At 57.9% G+C, this 15,081-nt stretch carries 16 protein-coding genes; all 16 read right to left on the bottom strand.

Features of this window, described 5'->3' with window-relative positions; translation table 11 throughout:
- Positions 1 to 29: 29 nt before the first annotated feature.
- The 16 genes from AB3X08_RS00315 to AB3X08_RS00240 all read right to left on the bottom strand — a co-directional run bounded on the left by AB3X08_RS00315 (position 30) and on the right by AB3X08_RS00240 (position 15,018).
- On the bottom strand, positions 30 to 248 hold the full coding sequence (locus AB3X08_RS00315) for a hypothetical protein (RefSeq protein ID WP_369935408.1): 219 nt from the start codon (positions 246 to 248) through the stop codon (positions 30 to 32).
- Between the two features lie 64 nt (positions 249 to 312).
- Complete coding sequence (locus AB3X08_RS00310) at positions 313 to 783, bottom strand: OmpA family protein (RefSeq protein WP_369935407.1); 471 nt, start codon at positions 781 to 783, stop codon at positions 313 to 315.
- Positions 784 to 874: 91 nt separating this feature from the next.
- On the bottom strand, positions 875 to 1,228 hold the full coding sequence (locus AB3X08_RS00305) for a hypothetical protein (protein ID WP_369935406.1): 354 nt from the start codon (positions 1,226 to 1,228) through the stop codon (positions 875 to 877).
- Between the two features lie 322 nt (positions 1,229 to 1,550).
- The gene (locus AB3X08_RS00300) at positions 1,551 to 1,931 is read right to left on the bottom strand and encodes a hypothetical protein (RefSeq protein WP_369935405.1); all 381 of its coding nucleotides are present in this window, start codon (positions 1,929 to 1,931) and stop codon (positions 1,551 to 1,553) included.
- A gap of 452 nt (positions 1,932 to 2,383) precedes the next feature.
- A complete protein-coding gene (locus tag AB3X08_RS00295) occupies positions 2,384 to 2,734 on the bottom strand; it encodes a SymE family type I addiction module toxin (protein WP_369935404.1) in 351 nt (116 codons plus the stop codon).
- Positions 2,735 to 3,059: 325 nt separating this feature from the next.
- The gene (locus AB3X08_RS00290; RefSeq protein ID WP_369935403.1) at positions 3,060 to 3,425 is read right to left on the bottom strand and encodes a hypothetical protein; all 366 of its coding nucleotides are present in this window, start codon (positions 3,423 to 3,425) and stop codon (positions 3,060 to 3,062) included.
- Positions 3,422 to 4,015 (bottom strand): RHS repeat-associated core domain-containing protein, encoded by a 594-nt coding sequence (locus AB3X08_RS00285; protein WP_369935402.1) that lies wholly within the window; start codon positions 4,013 to 4,015, stop codon positions 3,422 to 3,424. The genes AB3X08_RS00290 and AB3X08_RS00285 overlap by 4 nt, the downstream gene beginning before the upstream one ends.
- 5 nt (positions 4,016 to 4,020) lie before the next feature.
- Positions 4,021 to 5,046, bottom strand: a complete 1,026-nt coding sequence (locus tag AB3X08_RS00280; RefSeq protein ID WP_369938622.1) for a transglutaminase family protein — start codon at positions 5,044 to 5,046, stop codon at positions 4,021 to 4,023.
- 109 nt (positions 5,047 to 5,155) lie between these two features.
- Positions 5,156 to 5,404, bottom strand: coding sequence for a SymE family type I addiction module toxin (locus AB3X08_RS00275; protein ID WP_369935401.1), 249 nt, complete (start codon positions 5,402 to 5,404; stop codon positions 5,156 to 5,158).
- A gap of 1,452 nt (positions 5,405 to 6,856) precedes the next feature.
- Positions 6,857 to 7,444: a hypothetical protein gene (locus AB3X08_RS00270; protein WP_369935400.1), complete on the bottom strand. Its 588-nt coding sequence runs from the start codon at positions 7,442 to 7,444 to the stop codon at positions 6,857 to 6,859.
- A 60-nt stretch (positions 7,445 to 7,504) separates the two neighbouring features.
- Complete coding sequence (locus tag AB3X08_RS00265) at positions 7,505 to 8,371, bottom strand: AbiJ-NTD4 domain-containing protein (protein ID WP_369935399.1); 867 nt, start codon at positions 8,369 to 8,371, stop codon at positions 7,505 to 7,507.
- 274 nt (positions 8,372 to 8,645) lie between these two features.
- Positions 8,646 to 9,236 (bottom strand): mobilome CxxCx(11)CxxC protein, encoded by a 591-nt coding sequence (locus AB3X08_RS00260; RefSeq protein ID WP_369935398.1) that lies wholly within the window; start codon positions 9,234 to 9,236, stop codon positions 8,646 to 8,648.
- A 76-nt stretch (positions 9,237 to 9,312) separates the two neighbouring features.
- Complete coding sequence (locus AB3X08_RS00255) at positions 9,313 to 9,708, bottom strand: hypothetical protein (protein WP_369935397.1); 396 nt, start codon at positions 9,706 to 9,708, stop codon at positions 9,313 to 9,315.
- Positions 9,709 to 9,768: 60 nt separating this feature from the next.
- The gene (locus AB3X08_RS00250; RefSeq protein WP_369935396.1) at positions 9,769 to 10,233 is read right to left on the bottom strand and encodes a hypothetical protein; all 465 of its coding nucleotides are present in this window, start codon (positions 10,231 to 10,233) and stop codon (positions 9,769 to 9,771) included.
- An 80-nt stretch (positions 10,234 to 10,313) separates the two neighbouring features.
- Positions 10,314 to 10,592: a hypothetical protein gene (locus AB3X08_RS00245; protein WP_369935395.1), complete on the bottom strand. Its 279-nt coding sequence runs from the start codon at positions 10,590 to 10,592 to the stop codon at positions 10,314 to 10,316.
- Positions 10,593 to 11,169: 577 nt separating this feature from the next.
- On the bottom strand, positions 11,170 to 15,018 hold the full coding sequence (locus tag AB3X08_RS00240) for a LamG-like jellyroll fold domain-containing protein (RefSeq protein WP_369935394.1): 3,849 nt from the start codon (positions 15,016 to 15,018) through the stop codon (positions 11,170 to 11,172).
- Between the last annotated feature and the right edge of the window lie 63 nt (positions 15,019 to 15,081).

The raw sequence follows: 15,081 nt of genomic DNA, 5'->3' as shown, positions 1-15,081 counted from the left end.
ACTAACTTCCTCCATCCCTCTACCTTCGGTCAATTTCTTAGCTTCCTAGCTACAGCCTTGGTAAAAGGACGCACACAGATGAGCACTAAAACTCCGGAAGCTACGACACCAGCATAGGCTACATAAGCTTCGCGACCCGGAAACGTAAAATTTGACAGCCAAATCGTCAAAACACTAAATAGGAAAATAATCAGTAGCGCGCAGGGGAAGAGCCAAATGGCGAATTTATCTTTAATCTTCACTGCCACCTTGGAACTCCATGATCTCCTATATCACTACATACTAACATAATAAGCCCATCTTCCCCGGGTTTCATGGCAATCCGCAGGACTCGCCGCGAGTCACCAGCAGTTCTACGCGCCTGTCATATGACGCATCCTCGCTAGGCAGTGCGATCGGGCTGTTGGTACCGGCTGCTATGACTGACTTGATCTGGCAAGCGGGAATTCCCTGCTCCAGAAGATAGTCATACACAAGTTGAGCGCGACGCCCCGATAACGCCATGCAGGATGCAGGACTACACTCGAGCTCGCTTGCTCTGCCCATCAGGTCGTAGGGAACATTTGGATACTCTCTCAAGATCGAGACGTTCACCCGTAAGTTCTCGGTTTGACTTTTAGCCGAGTTATCCAATGATTGCTCAAGGCTCTCCCCCTCAAGCGGATGCCCTTGCTTGAATGCGATCGTTCGCCAGTCAAGCGATGTCGACTGCACGGGACTGGCTGCCAGCGCCGCAGCGAAGACCGCCAGGATCCTGATTGAAGTAACAACGATACGCGGCATGTACGTCACCCTGGTTGTCCGGCGTACGAAGCGGTTTGGGCCTGACCGGGCGGTTAGATCTTTGCCAATCGATAGGAAGACACGAGGCTTATCAGGCTGGCAACACGGCGATGACCAGCCCAATGAGGACAAAACGCGGGCGCCATTGCAGGTAAGCGGCAACTGCCAGCAATGACGAGGTGGCGAAGAGATAGCTGGCCTTCCTGGGGTTGCGCAGAAGACGAAACCCACCAAACACCAGGGCGACGTTGGCCAACAACCAGAGCAAGAGGTCGATTGCGCTGATTTCGCCATTGCGGAACTTCTCGAGGGCGATCGGTGCATATAGCGCCGCCAGCAGCGCCTGAATGCACACGAAAGGAAGTACCGCGATCCGCCAGCGCCGATCTGCTGGGGTAGCGGCAGAGCGTGTTGCTGGCGCTTGGTAAGGATTCTCTTCGGTCATTGGAGCCACAAGGGGTCTACGCCTGGGGAAGGAGTCTAACGCTTGAACGATCCGCGCTGCGAAGCGTGGGCCGCGGCCGCCGGCGTGGCGGACTGATCGGCAGCGCAGCAGGTGTAGGAGGCCGCATCGTTTCTCGGCGGTCAGGCTTACCACCGGTTCACCGTCGCGCGCGCGCGTGCAACTTTTTGCCGATGGCGAAGCCCAGTTCCCCCCATCCAGCGGCCGACCAGGCCCAGCGCTGGCATGCGCTTGCCGTCGGTGCCGCCTCTTCCATTTTTGGACATCGGTTGAGAGAGGAACTACCGTCTATCCCCTCAGTTCCTCAAGTTTTTTCAGCGATCACTTCGTTGGAGGACCGCTCTTGGATGGCACGAAAATATGTGAAGTAACGCATAGCGTACTTGTTACCTACAGGTGCTGCGGCTGCCATTTTTGGCCAAATTTCCTCAAAGCCGACTTTGCGTAGCAGGCGGGCGTACTCCTTGAACTCCCGTGGCGTGTTGCCTGCAGCCAGCATGGACGCTACCCGATGCCTAATGCGGGTCTTGAGCACCGGCGACAGCTCAGTACGTCTTAGCGCCCGCGCGGCGTTGCTCTTGAGCACCCGCCCAAATGGAAATGTGCTGTCTTGCTCTATGAATTCGACACCGAGCAAAGCACAGGCCGGATCTCCAGCCACGATGCCCTCTATGACGGGGTCCATGACCGGATAGATCCATGTCGTCCCAGGCCGTTTGTAGACCGTTGGTTCAAGCGCCCGAGGCGTCTGAACACACAGACGCGCGCAATGCTTTAGGTAGCGCTCCTGAACGGCCTCAACGCTCCACATGCCTTTCCCGTTGTAGTCATGAAGGAGCATACGCAAGGGCTAACCAGGGTGGGTAGAAACTGGGTTCGGGAGTAAACGTTCAAAGGTATTGCACTAGAGGACGCGCTTTGACCCCTGTTTGTCGACATCAGCGCCGATGTGTCGGGGTAGCTACAGGCAGCGTTGATGGAGCTTGGTAGGATTCTCTTCGGTCATCTCAGCCACAGTGTTCGACGTGGGAAGAAGTCTACCGCTTGCGCCAGACGCGCGGCGATGCGCTCCCGCCCACGCCGCGGCCACAGGCGCGGCGGGCCGAGCGACGGTGCCGCGGATGCAACATGGCCGCGTCAGTCCTCGGCGGCCAAGCTCACCACGAGTTCGCCGTCGCGTACGCGCACGTGCAGCTTCTTGCCGATGGCGAAGCCTAGTTCCTCCATCCAGCGGCCGGCCAGGCGCACCGCGGGCATACGCTTGCCGTTGGCGGCATGGCCGCAGCCGACGGTGCAGTGCTGCGGCGGGCGCGTGCGGCGCGGGGCGCGTTGCTGGCGGGCGAGATCGGCGGCGTCGGCCGCGGCGATCTGTTCGGGCGTCAGCATGGGGATGAGCTCGGACTCGACGATGGTCCAGTTCGGGCAGCAGGTTGCCTGCCGCGTTGCACGCTTGCGCGCCGGGGCGGGACGGGATGACGGTGGATGCATGGCGAAGCCCTCCTTGACGGCCAGAAACCCGCTGCCAAGCGACGACGGGATATCAGGAGGTTAGAAACTGCTAACGCGGCGGGCGTATTTCCTCGAAGGACGTTGTATTAGCCACCCTCTCGACGCAGGCATCGCGTCGGTTGTGCCTGAGGATCAGGCACAAAAACCCACCCGTTTATCGAAGGTCGTTACCGCTGTCTGAGGAGCTTCTACATTCTTTAACTTGAAATTCCGCTACTTGCTTGGGATGTCAAGCGACTGAAATAGTTAGGATTGAAATTTTCGCCAGAGTAAAAATTAATCCATTATCGGCCCTGTCGCCATTCTAATTGACATCCCAATTTTTCGTCATTGTCAGGCATGAAATGTTAGCAATTGGATTACTGAAAAGCTTGCGAAAGCTGGGCATGTGCCAAGATCTTTTGTAATTCATGCTCAACTCATAAACATATCCCTCAGCTCCCGTATCGGACTTGACTGCGTAAAAAAAATCACTGCCTGTATCAAAGCAATGAATGATATCAAGCCTTGTCGAAGGCGGCATTTGCGCAACGATATTTTGCGCGGATATGTCTTGATAAATAGGGGTAGTAGTCAGTGTCTTGGCTGAAAAGCTCACCGACGCCAGAGTGATCCATGTACCCAGGAAAAATGTGGTTAACCCAAACATCAGAATGCTAGAGATTTTCATGGGCCAGGCCTGTAGTGAATAATAGACTTCACAAGATTGGCATCAAAAAGATTTTCTTGAAGCTGTGCTGGGCTCATGGACATGGGGACAGGCACGCCGGCTTGGACCAAACAGGCCTGTGCCGCCGTTGTGCAGTTGTTGCTGGGCAACTTGTAAGAGCCCATTGTCGGGTTACTTTTTTCACCCGCCATGCAAGCATCAAATTTCGCGTCCTGTTTAGGGTTCATTTCAATCATAACGCCCAGGCCGCCTCGGCCTACCTTTTGTGTTTGTCGTTGTATGTATTTATCCGCAGTTGGATAAGTTGTATCCCACCCAAGTTCGCCGAAAGAATAGTTTTGGCCATTACCGCCAACTGACGACACATGTCCAAACATTGACCCTGGATTTGGAAGCGGGTTCCAGAAGATAATTTGTCGATCTAGCCCCAACGAATCTGCAAAATCTAAAGGGTTCCCGTCGACATAAGCATATGTGTTAACCCCGCCCACCTGTCCTATCGGATCAGATTGCACATAGCGGGCGTCAGCATGCCCGCTGCCGGCCACAAGAACAAACAAGACAGTAAACAAGAACACTGGCTTGATCATAATTTTTAATCCTTTGCGCCTAATTTCGTCCGTTTAATGGTTTCTATGTAGCTAGCATCTTGGGCGGAAGTAGGCTCAACCCATCCTAGCGCCTCAGCCTTGTGGAACCACATTACATTTTTTTCCCTCAATGCTGCAAGCTTTTCATCAGGCGCGGCGGATTTTGCTTGCATCATGAGCTTGTAATAAGCGTTCCCTGCCTGCAGCATCGCTAAGGTATCTTTGGGGTTGACCTTCAAAGCCAGCATTGAAATATCAATCCGCTTATGTTGCTGACCGTTGCGCCCATAAAATTCCATGAGAGTTCCCATCATTACGCCAATCGATTCTCGTCTATTGAGAGGGCGCAAGTAGACGTGGTTATTCAAGGCTTTTGGCGATATGCCCATATCTTTTTGGTAGCTCATATCGCTTTTCGTTCCAAAACTCGTCGCCTCAATGTTGATCCATTGGCCTTGATCACTTTTAAATTTTGCCAAGACATGTTCGGGCGCAGTGGCGAGACTAATATCGACGCCTAGTTTTTGCCCTAATATTACCAACAATACAGGCATCGATACGCAATTTCCTTTGCGCGTATCAAGATAGGTTGATATTAGTTTGTTCTTAATATTTCTACCATACGGGTCATCAAGATCGTAGGCGAAAGGTTTGTAGTCATTCCACGGGCCGGGCGTTGCCAAGGATGAGACCAGCAATTCCAATTTTTCTTGACTGGTAGCTCCTATTGGAAAGCGGTATTTTATTCTTTGCGCAAGAGCATCTATTCGATTTAAAACTTCTTCGGAATTGATAGTTGGGTCGATGAGTCGATCAATGGTGATCTTTGCCTTTGCTAAGTCGATTTTATCGTTAGGTGTTGCCAAGAGTGCAATGAGAGTTGCAATCTCGTCAGCTTGGTCATGAGATGGCACCGAATTTCTCAGCTTTTCCGCCGCCACGGCAACATCCATATGCATTGCCATAAACGCCATCTGGAGCAGAAATGATGTTCCAAAACACCCAAGTGATCGAAAACCCTTGCTAATCATCACGTCCGTAATTCATTAAGAACTGGGGTCAGAGTACACTTCTAGAGTGCCGGTACACGGGCAAAGTGTACTCTGACTCCATTTATTCAGCAGGTGCAGGACGCCCGCGTCATTCCTCGGTGGGCAGGCTCACCACCAGTTCGCCGTCGCGCACTCGGACGTGCAACTTCTTGCCGATGGCGAAGCCCAGTTCCTCCATCCAGCGGCCGGCCAGGCGCAACGCGGGCATGCGCTTGCCGTTGGCGGCATGGCCGCAGCCGACGGTGCAGTGCTGCGGCGGGCGTGTGCGGCGCGGGGCGCGTTGCTGGCGGGCGAGATCGGCGGCGTCGGCCGCAGCGATCTGTTCGGGCGTCAGCATGGGAATGAGCTCGGACTCGACGATGGTCCAGTTCGGGCAGCAGGTTGCCTTGCGCGTGGCACGCTTGCGCGCAGGGGCGGGACGGGATGACGATTGATGCATGGCGAAGCCCTCCTTGACGGCCAGAAAACCGCCGCCGACCGGCGACGGGATGTCGGGAGGTTAGAAACCGCTAACAGACGGCGGGCGTATTTCCTCGAAGGGTGTTGTATTAGCCGCCCTCCCGGCGTAGGCATCGCGTCGGTTGTGCCTGAGGATCAGGCACAAAAAAACCACCGGTTTGTCGGAGGTGGGTGCCGCTGTTAGAGGAGTTTCTACGCTCCTTAGGGAAGAGATTGCTACTGGCGTCCCCGAATGTCAAGCGGGAAAGAGCATCCGCGCAGAAATATAAGTTAACCTGACCCCGTTACTATTGCCTGAATTAAGCCGAGCCGCGAAGCGGATTCGGCTTGAATGAATTTTTAGGGCGCGTACGACCCGTCGGATTGGCGATACAGTACACGATTAATCAGTGCAGGCGACACTGCGCCGTTGTAGAAGTGCCACCCCCTATTGTTGATTAGACCGGCTCGAACAAGTGGTCGATAGAAGATGGTTCGGGCATCAAGCGTAGCGTTACAAGCGTCATTGCAAGGAAAGTCAGCCGACGCAAGCGAGGCCGCGATAAAGAGATCCTGTTCAGTCGATTTTAGAGGCAAAATAAACTGACTGGCAAAGTACCAAAGCCCCCACAAATTATGATCTGGCAAGGGTATCTCAATCTCAATCGCCACCTCAGTTTGGTCGAACATCTTCATGGATCGATTAGGTGGAATGCCAACTACGAGCTGTCGAAATATTCCAGAAAGCACATCAAAGGCTCTGGTGCCTTCATGAATTGTCTCTCCGCGAAATAAGCCATGTCCAAGTGGGCTCAATCGGGACGTCAAAGAGACCAACTGAAAAGCCGCAAGTTCGCTACCAGGAAATTTCCCTGGATAAATTCCAAGTTTTTGTATAGATGCTACATTCTGGTGCCTAGTGAAATGGTAAAGAATCATCCGCAGTGTCCTGACGCCTGAATTAAGCCGACCCGCGAAGCGGGTTCGGCTTGAATGAATTGTTAGGCCGCGTGCCAGTCAGCCCGTCGATTACACCACTGACATCCAATCATGCTCATCAAGTAGTGAGACGACGCATCAATTGAGTCACGTGACAACTCGAATTTTACGCGGTAACCGCCCCGGGGATGTCTCTCAATGAGAGTAACGCCCGCCACCCCAGGAGCAGTCTCAAGAAGCTCAAGAAGCTGGCGACGCTCGTTGTCTGAGTAGGTATTGGAACCGCGTCGCCGCATGAGCCGCTGATACTGATACATGGTCTAGAGACTCTTGGAGAATGGGGGTCAGAGTGCATTTCTAAGAAAGTGCACTCTGACCCCAGTACTCGTTGGGTGTCGCCTCGACCGACGGGCTAGGCCCCCGCCGCGCGATTGCCCATCTTGCGCCAGTGTTCAAGGAGTTCCGTGCTGCCCGATGCTACCTGGATAAGCATTTGGAGTGAGAGAACCGGTCCCGGAACGATGCCTGCTTCGTCTATGTCTTGGCCATCGTAGTCGGGGTTTGTTGGAACCTCAATGTTGACTACCCACCACACTTCGATCTTGCGCAATAGTCCAACAAGTTGATCGAACTGCTGCGAGTGGTTGGACTCGACTTGCCCAGTCACCACGGAGAAAAGCTGGTGCGCAAGCAAGTTGCGTGTTGCCTTCATTGCTTCGTAGATCGCTACGTCTTCTGACGTGATGGCTTCGTGCTCTTGAAGCCAGCCAAGCGATGCGTAGATAGGACTCTTGTTGCGGCTCAGAACCTCACGCTGGTACCCCGGTGAGACGGTCGCCCCGTCTGGGCCGAAGCCAATCGAGTAGAAGTCGCGGATGCGGTCAACGATCGAGTCCTTGAGGATCTCGAACGTTGTGATGAACATGGCCGCGAGGAACAGTGACGGCCTAACAACATCTGGATCTAGGAAGCGCTCCCAGCGGTCGGAGTAAGTCGTCATTCGGAGGCCTAGCGCCTGAATTGAGCCATGCCGGAAAACGGCATTGGTTTGGACGAATTGTTAGGCACTCTTGCCATACTTTGCCATGAGGTAGCGGATGAAAGCCACTCCAAGATGGAGTGCAAGTTCGGCGTCTTGCACACTGATGTTCGACTTCTTGTCGCTTCCATGGCGTACGCCTGGCTCCGCGTTCGACATGACGTAGAACTTCTCGAGGACGGCAATCATGGTTGAAGGCAGCTTGTTTTCTGCGCGCATTTCCTTAATTACCTGACCGAGCGTGGACGCGTAAGGGTAAAAGACCTTTCCGACGCTCTCGATCGCCGAAACGATTTCTTTGATGCTGTTTTCCGGATCAACTGGGCGCTCGAACGTGTAGCGAAATGCCTTTCTGTAGTGGGCTCGCGCCGGCTCAAACTCATCCTTGAGCGCGGCATCCGTCTTTTCGTTCAGCTGTTGAAGCGCACCCGGCATTTCCCGCTGTAGCTCGCCCGCCGCATTTAGCCGCCAGGCGACGCGATTCTCGGAGAACAAGTCGTTTACGTTGGCTCGATACTGCTCGAACGAGAACTTGGGGTGTTGTGGCTTCGCCTTACGGAGCTCGGTTCCAACGATCTCAACAAAGTCATAGAAGTGATACCATTCGACGCCGCGTACGAGATCTTTTAGGGTCTCCCAACAATAAAAAGAATCGTACAAATTCGAATCGGTTTCTTGCCGCAGGGCGACAAAGAACTTTTCTCCTAAAGCTTTGATGCCTAGCGGGGCGTCTTCCCGGTTTTGGTATCGCGAGTCGTCGTCGACGTACGTTAGCGGGGAGAGGACGCCATTGGTGTACTGAATGCGCATCCATTCGGGCGCATCTTCCAACCGCTCGGGTCCTGAGTCGCGCGGATCATAGCCATGCCGTGAAGAAAACTTCGCCATCTAGTGACCTTTCGGTAGAGGGCATAACGCTTGAGTTAAGCGGCGCGCGGCTTTTCGCGCGTCCGCTTGAACTAATTGTTAGCGCCCGCCTACTTGCCGCAGCACGGACATGTACCACCCAGCGGGCCAGTTTGAAGTTTGGTTACTGAGCTATACACGCTTTCGCGGAGTGACTCCTGTGCGGCGCTGCCGCCGCGCTCGTATTGCTCTACAAAGCTCTGGAACTCGCGGCGCTCACTTGCCGACAAGCTGATCCAGCCACGTATTACCTTTGCTACTTCGCTTTCCATTCGAATCTCCCACAAATATCGCAATCGGTTGATTGCATGCTTAGCGGAACAACTCCGCACCCTGAACACTTTCGTTGAAACTGCCTAAGCGCTGCACGATGCCCGCGCCGCAGTTCCTTGTCGCTAACTCCAACTTTACCGTCTTGCGCTCGTCGCGCGTCGTCAGCGGCGATCAGCTCCCGATAACGCGCGTCAAAGTCCGTCGGCAAGTTACTAGCCAGCGACCCTAATTGTTTGAATTTTTCAGAGATTGCCTTGTTTCCTATGCTGGAATCTAAAGCGTACTCCAACGACGATGGCCAGCTATAAATCAAGGACATTCCGCTGAGTAACAATTGGACGAGACCAGCGCTGCCCGCTACAAATGCGGCCTGTGCTAGATAAGGCATGGTTGTGCCGTAGGTCATGACCGCACCGCCAAGCAGGAGCGGGACTGCGATGCCTAAGGCAGATATTGCATTGAGCAGCTTACGGTAGCTGCGTGCTCTCTTTGCGAAAACCTCCGCGGTGCCGTAGGCAAATATTGACCTTTCCCAGCAGTCTCTCAATTCAGCGTCGTTTGCTGTTGTCGTCATTTGGAAGCGGCGCTCCCGTGGGCGCTAACACCTGAGTTAAGCTGACACGCGGAGCGGGTTCGGCTTGAATGAATTGTTAGACCTTGCCCCAAAGCCACGAGGCTAAGCGGTAAAGTTCATAAAGCAAATACAGAGCTACAAGCAAGAATACTAAGCCAAAAGCCAGAGTTGTGAAGCGCTCTTTGAGAGATGGTTTTGGCCAAGGGGTCTTCTCTCTATCAGGATTTGGATCAGGCCGGCTGAAGAGCGGACCGTCAGGGCGCGTGATGTTAAGCACTTCTCGATTGGTAGGGAGTACGACTCGTTGTTCTGCTGCAGTCGCGCTAGCCTTTAGGACGGCGATCTCAAGTTGTAGCTTTTCATTTTCGAGGCGGATCTTCTTGACTTGCCGAAGCTGGATAGCAAAACCAACGACGCCAGCGACTGGCGTGGCAATAGCTAGCAGCAACATCCAGATCGCATAGTTGTTCATGGCAAGGTCTAACGCCTGAGTTAAGCCGCGCCGCGAAGCGGCGTCGGCTTGGACGAATAGTTAGCCATCAATCCACGTGACCTCGCGGACTATGGTACCGTTGGCTGCACGGCCAATGATGACGTGTGCCGTATGCGTGTACCCAAGCTCCTCACGGAAAGCGCGAAGCTTGAGCTCGTCATAGGCGATGTCTTCTCCAGGCTTCTTAAGCTCCAGCACGACGTGATTGTTCGTATCCGTGTTGCGTTCATGCACCAGAATGTCCGGAAAGACTGTCGTTGCGCGAATCTCGCAATCCAAGGCTTTGCGAGGCGGCAGCCTGAGTCTTTTGGGGTCTCCGAAGTGGCGGTTGTACTCGCAGTCCACAGTTAGTGGCGGTTGAATAGCCTCCGATAGCGCGATGTAGTGAGCCAGTCGATACGAGAGCGAACGCTCTGTCACGCCAAGATCAAGCAGCGCAGAGTCGTTCTGCACGAGTTGATCAATCGCGGAGTTCACTAACGCAGCTGCTTCTTCTCGGGTCATCGGTGATGCTGCTATTAATGGCTAACGCCTGAGTTAAGCCGAGCCGCGAAGCGGCTTCGGCTTGAATGAATTGTTAGGCCTCATGTCTTGGCCCGCCAGTAAACGCCCTTCGGATCCGAGACTGCAAGATAACCCCACTTTGAATCCCGTTCTATCGTTCCATCAAACACGATCTCGACTGGATCGCCTCCATCAGGAGTGTCATCGCCGCCGTTGAAAGTAAACGGTATTCCGACTGCTCGCTCTGGAGTGAGTCCAAGGCGTGCCAGATCTTCTATTGAGCCCCTTGTCAAAGCGTAGCCATTGTCAGTCATGCGTGCGTTCAAATCGCAGAAGATGTCTGGGAGAACCGGCTTCATGAGACCTAACGCCTGAATTAAGCTGCGCCGCGAAGCGGCGTCGGCCTGAATGAATAGTTAGACGGTGGTGCCGCAGAGCAGTGACGCATGACCTCTGCTCCCCAGCACGACCATCGCTGGGCCAAGCATGCCACAACCGAAGTCACGTGGCTTGCTAAGGGAGCGTTGCCGCGCAGAGCAACCGAGGCCAAAGCACTGAGCGCAGCGCAGTGGTGACGTTGTAAGGCGAAGTGGTAAACGGGACGATCGCTGTTACGCAAAGACCGCGTACCGGAGCCGGCCGGTAAACCACCAAGGTGTTGCCGAAGACAGAAGCCACCAAAGATGCCAAGCGCTGCCGCCTAACTACTAATGGACCGCCTAAACGCGGAATAACACAATCCTCGCTGAGTCGTAAGACGCCGTCAATCCGGCCGAAACATCTATAGTTCCTTGCCTCCGCCGGCGTTGTGCCAACTTCACCGCGGGACGTTATGCCGCATTTCTGCGGGTGTAACCGTTACCACCGCTCATTTAAGGGTGTAATGAAGGCCCTGCCGAGATGCCAACGCACCAGATTGCGCGCCGCTTTCGGATTTCACCGCAACTCCAGCATGTTGTTGCGTTGGGTGACCTCGGCCATCTCCCCTCCGGTCACCACGCGTAACCGTGCGCCCTTTACGCTTCCGCTATCCGGCAAAGCCAACCGCACGTTCGCGGTCCTAGGCTCCAAATCCCGCGGCGCCTCCAACCCAGCAAACGCCGCCCGCGCCAATTCCCGGCCACGCGCGTCTTCCAGCACCACAAACCCCGCCGGCGTATCCGCATGGCCAAGGCTATGCACAGTCACTTCGATGGCATCCGCACCCACCCGCACATCGCCACGCCCAATCCCCAGGTCCGGACGCTGCTCGACCGGCACCGCCGTAGGCGTGACCAGTTCGAACTCCATCACCACCGTCTTGCCGGCCGGGAATTCCACCTCAATCGCGGCGCTCTTCTCGAACGCGAACTTGCACGTGGCGGCCTTGCCGTCGATCTTCCCATCGCCATCGCGATCGACACCCGAACGCATGCGCCACTGCCCAGCCGCAACGTTCCACCCAGTCATCTGCGCCCGCTGCGCCTTGCCGGTGTTGTAGCCGATGACGGTGAAACGATCCTGCCGCGGCTTGGGCAGCAACAGCGCCACCTGCACGGCACCTTCCGGATCGGCAAAGCGCCAGCTGACGGTGTGGCCGGGGTAGGTCTGGTTGCGCTTGAGGGCCACGCCGCCCAGGCGGGCGCGTTGCAGGTTCACGGTGGGCGATTCGACGCGGTCGCTCCACCAGTGGCCTTCGGTGTTCATGTAGAAGCTCTGCAGCTTGTCGCGGGTCTCGGCGCGGTAGAGGGTTTCCAGCCAGCGTGGGTCGCCGCTTTGTTCCCAGGCGACGTGATTGGCGAAGTCCGGGGTGTCGTTAGCATCCGCGTCGGCCGCGGCCTTGGCGAGGCTGGCGCCCCAGCTGTCGCGCTTGCCGAGCACGTCGAGGAAGTTCTCGTTGAGCAGCGACAGGCCGTTGGGGCCGGCGTTGGCGACGCGGTAGTCGATGGGCTTGAGGTAGCGCGCCTCGCCGGTCCAGCGGTAGGCGGCCCAGAAGGTGTGCAGGGTGTCGGGGCCGCCGCTGCCTTCGAACAGGTTGCCGCCGCGGGTCTTGCCGGTCTTCCAGTTGATCTCGTTGGGCAGCGCCCACTGGCCCTTGGCGTCGGTGTAGGCGTGGGCCAGGTAGCCGTCGGCCAGGCCGGTGACGATGCGGCGGCTGCTGGGGTCGGCGTTGTAGCCGCCGAGCAGCATGGCCGGGTGCAGGATGGGGAACGAATAGGGTTTCTGCCACTGCCAGTTCGGTTCGCGGTAGACCTTGCGCCCGCCGAACCAGTTGCTGGCGAACAGCAGGTGGCCTTGCGGGTTGACCTGGATGATGCGGTCGAAGGCCTTCACCGTGCGCATCAGCCGCTCCACCGTCAGCGGGTCGCCCCAGTTGAGGTAGAGCATGGCGCTGTTGATGTTGATGCCTTCTTCGTAGGAATGCAGTTCGTCGGTCTCGATGGTGGAGAGGCCGTCGGTGAACATGCCGTTGCGGTAGTTGGCGTCGGACAGGGCGGTGAGCGAGGCGTTGAGCTTGTCCGGGTCCACGCCCATCAGGGCGACGCCGGGCCATTGCTGGGTGAGGTCGGAATCGTCGGAGATGCCGCCGCCGAAATCGCCGTAGGCCACTTGGCGCTGGTCGATCCACCAGTTGATGTAGCGGCGCGTGGCCTTGAGGTCTTCCAGTTGCCAGAACGCCCAGGCCGGCACGCCCTTGGGCGGGGTGGGCAGCTCCACCGGCAGCGCGCCCTGGTTGCCGTAGCTGATGTCGTTCCAGTATTGGCGGCCGAGCGCGTTGTCCGGGTCCACGCGCAGCAGGTCGTGGATGTCGGCATCCAGGCGCGCGTACAGCAACTGGCGCTTGGAGGTGGTGTGCTCCTCGACCAGGAAGCCCCAGTTGTCCTTGACCTGGTTGAAGCGGTCGGCGATGTGTTCGGCCTTGGCCTGGTCGCGTGGCTTGAACAGCAGGCGGATCTGCGCGCCGTCCAGCGCGCGCGCATCGAAACCGGGCGCGGCGGAGGCGACGCTGAGCATCAGGCTATCGTTGGTGAGGATGCGGTCGCGCAGGTCCAGCCACAGCGTGCGCGCCTGGCCAGGCTTCACCGACACCGACACGTCGAGCATGTCGCGCGCCGGCCAGATCGGATCCTTGATGCGGAGGTTGAGCGGGATCAGGCCGTTGTGGGTGGCCGGCAGGTTCAGCGCCGGCAGCTCGATGGCGATGCCGTCCAGGCCGTCGTGCATGTTCTCCCAGCCGTAGGACCAGCTGCGCATCAGCGGCTGGTCCGGCGGGGCGTCGCCGAGGCTGGAGGGGATCAACACGTGCACGATGGGCAGCGGCGGCGCGGCGGGTTTTTCGTCGCCGCGCTTGCGCGCCGGCGCCTTGCTCGGCAGCGCGACCACGGTGCTGCGTTCGGCCGGCGGGTAGCGGCCGGCGATGTAGTCGCGCAGCGTGGCGAGGTTGGCGTAGTCCGGCGTGATGTCGCTGCGCACGGTGTAGCTGAGGGTGGCGCTGGGATTCGATGGGGCCGCACCGGCGCTGACGTCGTAGGCCCAGATTTCCTGGATCGGGGTTTCCTGCGCGGTGTTGACGAAGCGCAGGTGGCCGCCACGGCGGCGCTCGAACTGGTCGACGCTGCGCACGGTGCCCTGGCTGCGCTGGAACAGCGGCGCGGGCGTTGCGCCGGCGGCGGCGTAGCTGGCCTGGCCGTAGGCGGCGCCGCGCAGTTCGATGCGGTTGAACGGTTCGTCCGGCAGCGCCAGGTCCAGCGCCTTGCCGCCTTCGACGTAGACGTTCCAGTCCGGCAGCTGGAAGTAGTCGTTGCGGCCGGGCAGGCGCGAGCGGTTGTAGACGCCGGGCCAGGTGGTCTCGGCGATGCCGTCGGTGGCCTTCCACATCCACTGCTTGAGGTCCTTGGCGTCGGCGAACTCGACCTTGCGGATGCGCGTGGACGGCGCGTCCAGCACCGGCGGTGCACGGCCGTGGTCCCAGCCGTAGCGGTGCAGCCAGGCGTTGCGCGCCGCGTCGGCGGGCAGAGGTTCGGCCGTACGCGGTTCCTGCTGGCGGGCAAGGGCCGCGGCGCCGGCGGCGTCGAGCATGCGGTCGTAGACGCGGATCTCGTCGAAATCGCTGCCGCGCAGGAAGTTGTAGCGACTCTGCACCTGGTGCGGGGCCATCACCCGCCCGGCCAGGCCGAGTTGGTCGAGCGCGGCGTCGAAGTCGAGCGAGCCGCCGTCGGCGCAGGCCTGCGCGCACTCGGCGCGCGCGGCTTCCTTGCCGTCCACGTACAGGCGCACGCCGCGGGTTTCGTCCCAGGCGAAGGCGAGGTGGGTCCATTGGCTGGCGGTAGGATTCTTGTCGAGGGTGAACGACACGCGGGTGCGCGCCAGGTTGGCATCGGTGACGAAGGCATCGAAGCCGTGGCCGTTCCAGTCGATGCGCAGCCAGGCCATGTCCCAGCTGCTGTGGTCGGCATAGCCGACGCGGAAGATCACGAACGGGGCTTCGCCCACGGGATAACGCGAACGCCAGAAGAAGGACAGCGTGCCGCGTTGGGTGTAGAGGTTGCCGGGCGCGTTCCAGGCGAGGACGCCGTCGTCGGCCCATTCGATGGCGTTGCCCTTCACGCCGGTGGGCACGAGGGCGACCTTGTCGCGGAAGTTGGGCTTGGCGTCGCCTTGGGCGATGTCGGCGTCGAAGCCGCGGTCGGCGGAGACGCGGAACAGCAGGTCGGGCGCCTCTGCGGCCGCGGTGCCGGCACTGCCCGCTGCGATCGCTGCGCACAGCAGCCCCCAGATCCCGATCGACCGACGCTTCACCCGCATCTCCCTTTTTGCAGCGCCGGCCGGCATTCGGCCGGCGCCTATGTTCGTCCTGCACCGTTGCGG

The organism is Xanthomonas sp. DAR 34887, from assembly GCF_041245805.1.
GTDB lineage: Bacteria > Pseudomonadota > Gammaproteobacteria > Xanthomonadales > Xanthomonadaceae > Xanthomonas_A > Xanthomonas_A tesorieronis.
The sequence above is the reverse complement of the archived record's forward strand: the minus strand, read 5'-3'. Positions and strand labels throughout refer to the sequence as shown.

What these genes read in the sequence shown, in the direction of transcription:
- AB3X08_RS00285 (WP_369935402.1), bottom strand. Translation starts at nt 4,015, where the DNA reads ATGATCAAGCCAGTGTTCTTGTTTACTGTCTTGTTTGTTCTTGTGGCC.
- AB3X08_RS00245 (WP_369935395.1), bottom strand. Translation starts at nt 10,592, where the DNA reads ATGAAGCCGGTTCTCCCAGACATCTTCTGCGATTTGAACGCACGCATG.
- AB3X08_RS00270 (WP_369935400.1), bottom strand. Translation starts at nt 7,444, where the DNA reads ATGACGACTTACTCCGACCGCTGGGAGCGCTTCCTAGATCCAGATGTT.
- AB3X08_RS00275 (WP_369935401.1), bottom strand. Translation starts at nt 5,404, where the DNA reads ATGCTGACGCCCGAACAGATCGCTGCGGCCGACGCCGCCGATCTCGCC.
- AB3X08_RS00300 (WP_369935405.1), bottom strand. Translation starts at nt 1,931, where the DNA reads ATGGACCCCGTCATAGAGGGCATCGTGGCTGGAGATCCGGCCTGTGCT.
- AB3X08_RS00250 (WP_369935396.1), bottom strand. Translation starts at nt 10,233, where the DNA reads ATGACCCGAGAAGAAGCAGCTGCGTTAGTGAACTCCGCGATTGATCAA.
- AB3X08_RS00265 (WP_369935399.1), bottom strand. Translation starts at nt 8,371, where the DNA reads ATGGCGAAGTTTTCTTCACGGCATGGCTATGATCCGCGCGACTCAGGA.
- AB3X08_RS00280 (WP_369938622.1), bottom strand. Translation starts at nt 5,046, where the DNA reads ATGATTAGCAAGGGTTTTCGATCACTTGGGTGTTTTGGAACATCATTT.
- AB3X08_RS00295 (WP_369935404.1), bottom strand. Translation starts at nt 2,734, where the DNA reads ATGCATCCACCGTCATCCCGTCCCGCCCCGGCGCGCAAGCGTGCAACG.
- AB3X08_RS00240 (WP_369935394.1), bottom strand. Translation starts at nt 15,018, where the DNA reads ATGCGGGTGAAGCGTCGGTCGATCGGGATCTGGGGGCTGCTGTGCGCA.
- AB3X08_RS00255 (WP_369935397.1), bottom strand. Translation starts at nt 9,708, where the DNA reads ATGAACAACTATGCGATCTGGATGTTGCTGCTAGCTATTGCCACGCCA.
- AB3X08_RS00310 (WP_369935407.1), bottom strand. Translation starts at nt 783, where the DNA reads ATGCCGCGTATCGTTGTTACTTCAATCAGGATCCTGGCGGTCTTCGCT.
- AB3X08_RS00260 (WP_369935398.1), bottom strand. Translation starts at nt 9,236, where the DNA reads ATGACGACAACAGCAAACGACGCTGAATTGAGAGACTGCTGGGAAAGG.
- AB3X08_RS00305 (WP_369935406.1), bottom strand. Translation starts at nt 1,228, where the DNA reads ATGACCGAAGAGAATCCTTACCAAGCGCCAGCAACACGCTCTGCCGCT.
- AB3X08_RS00290 (WP_369935403.1), bottom strand. Translation starts at nt 3,425, where the DNA reads ATGAAAATCTCTAGCATTCTGATGTTTGGGTTAACCACATTTTTCCTG.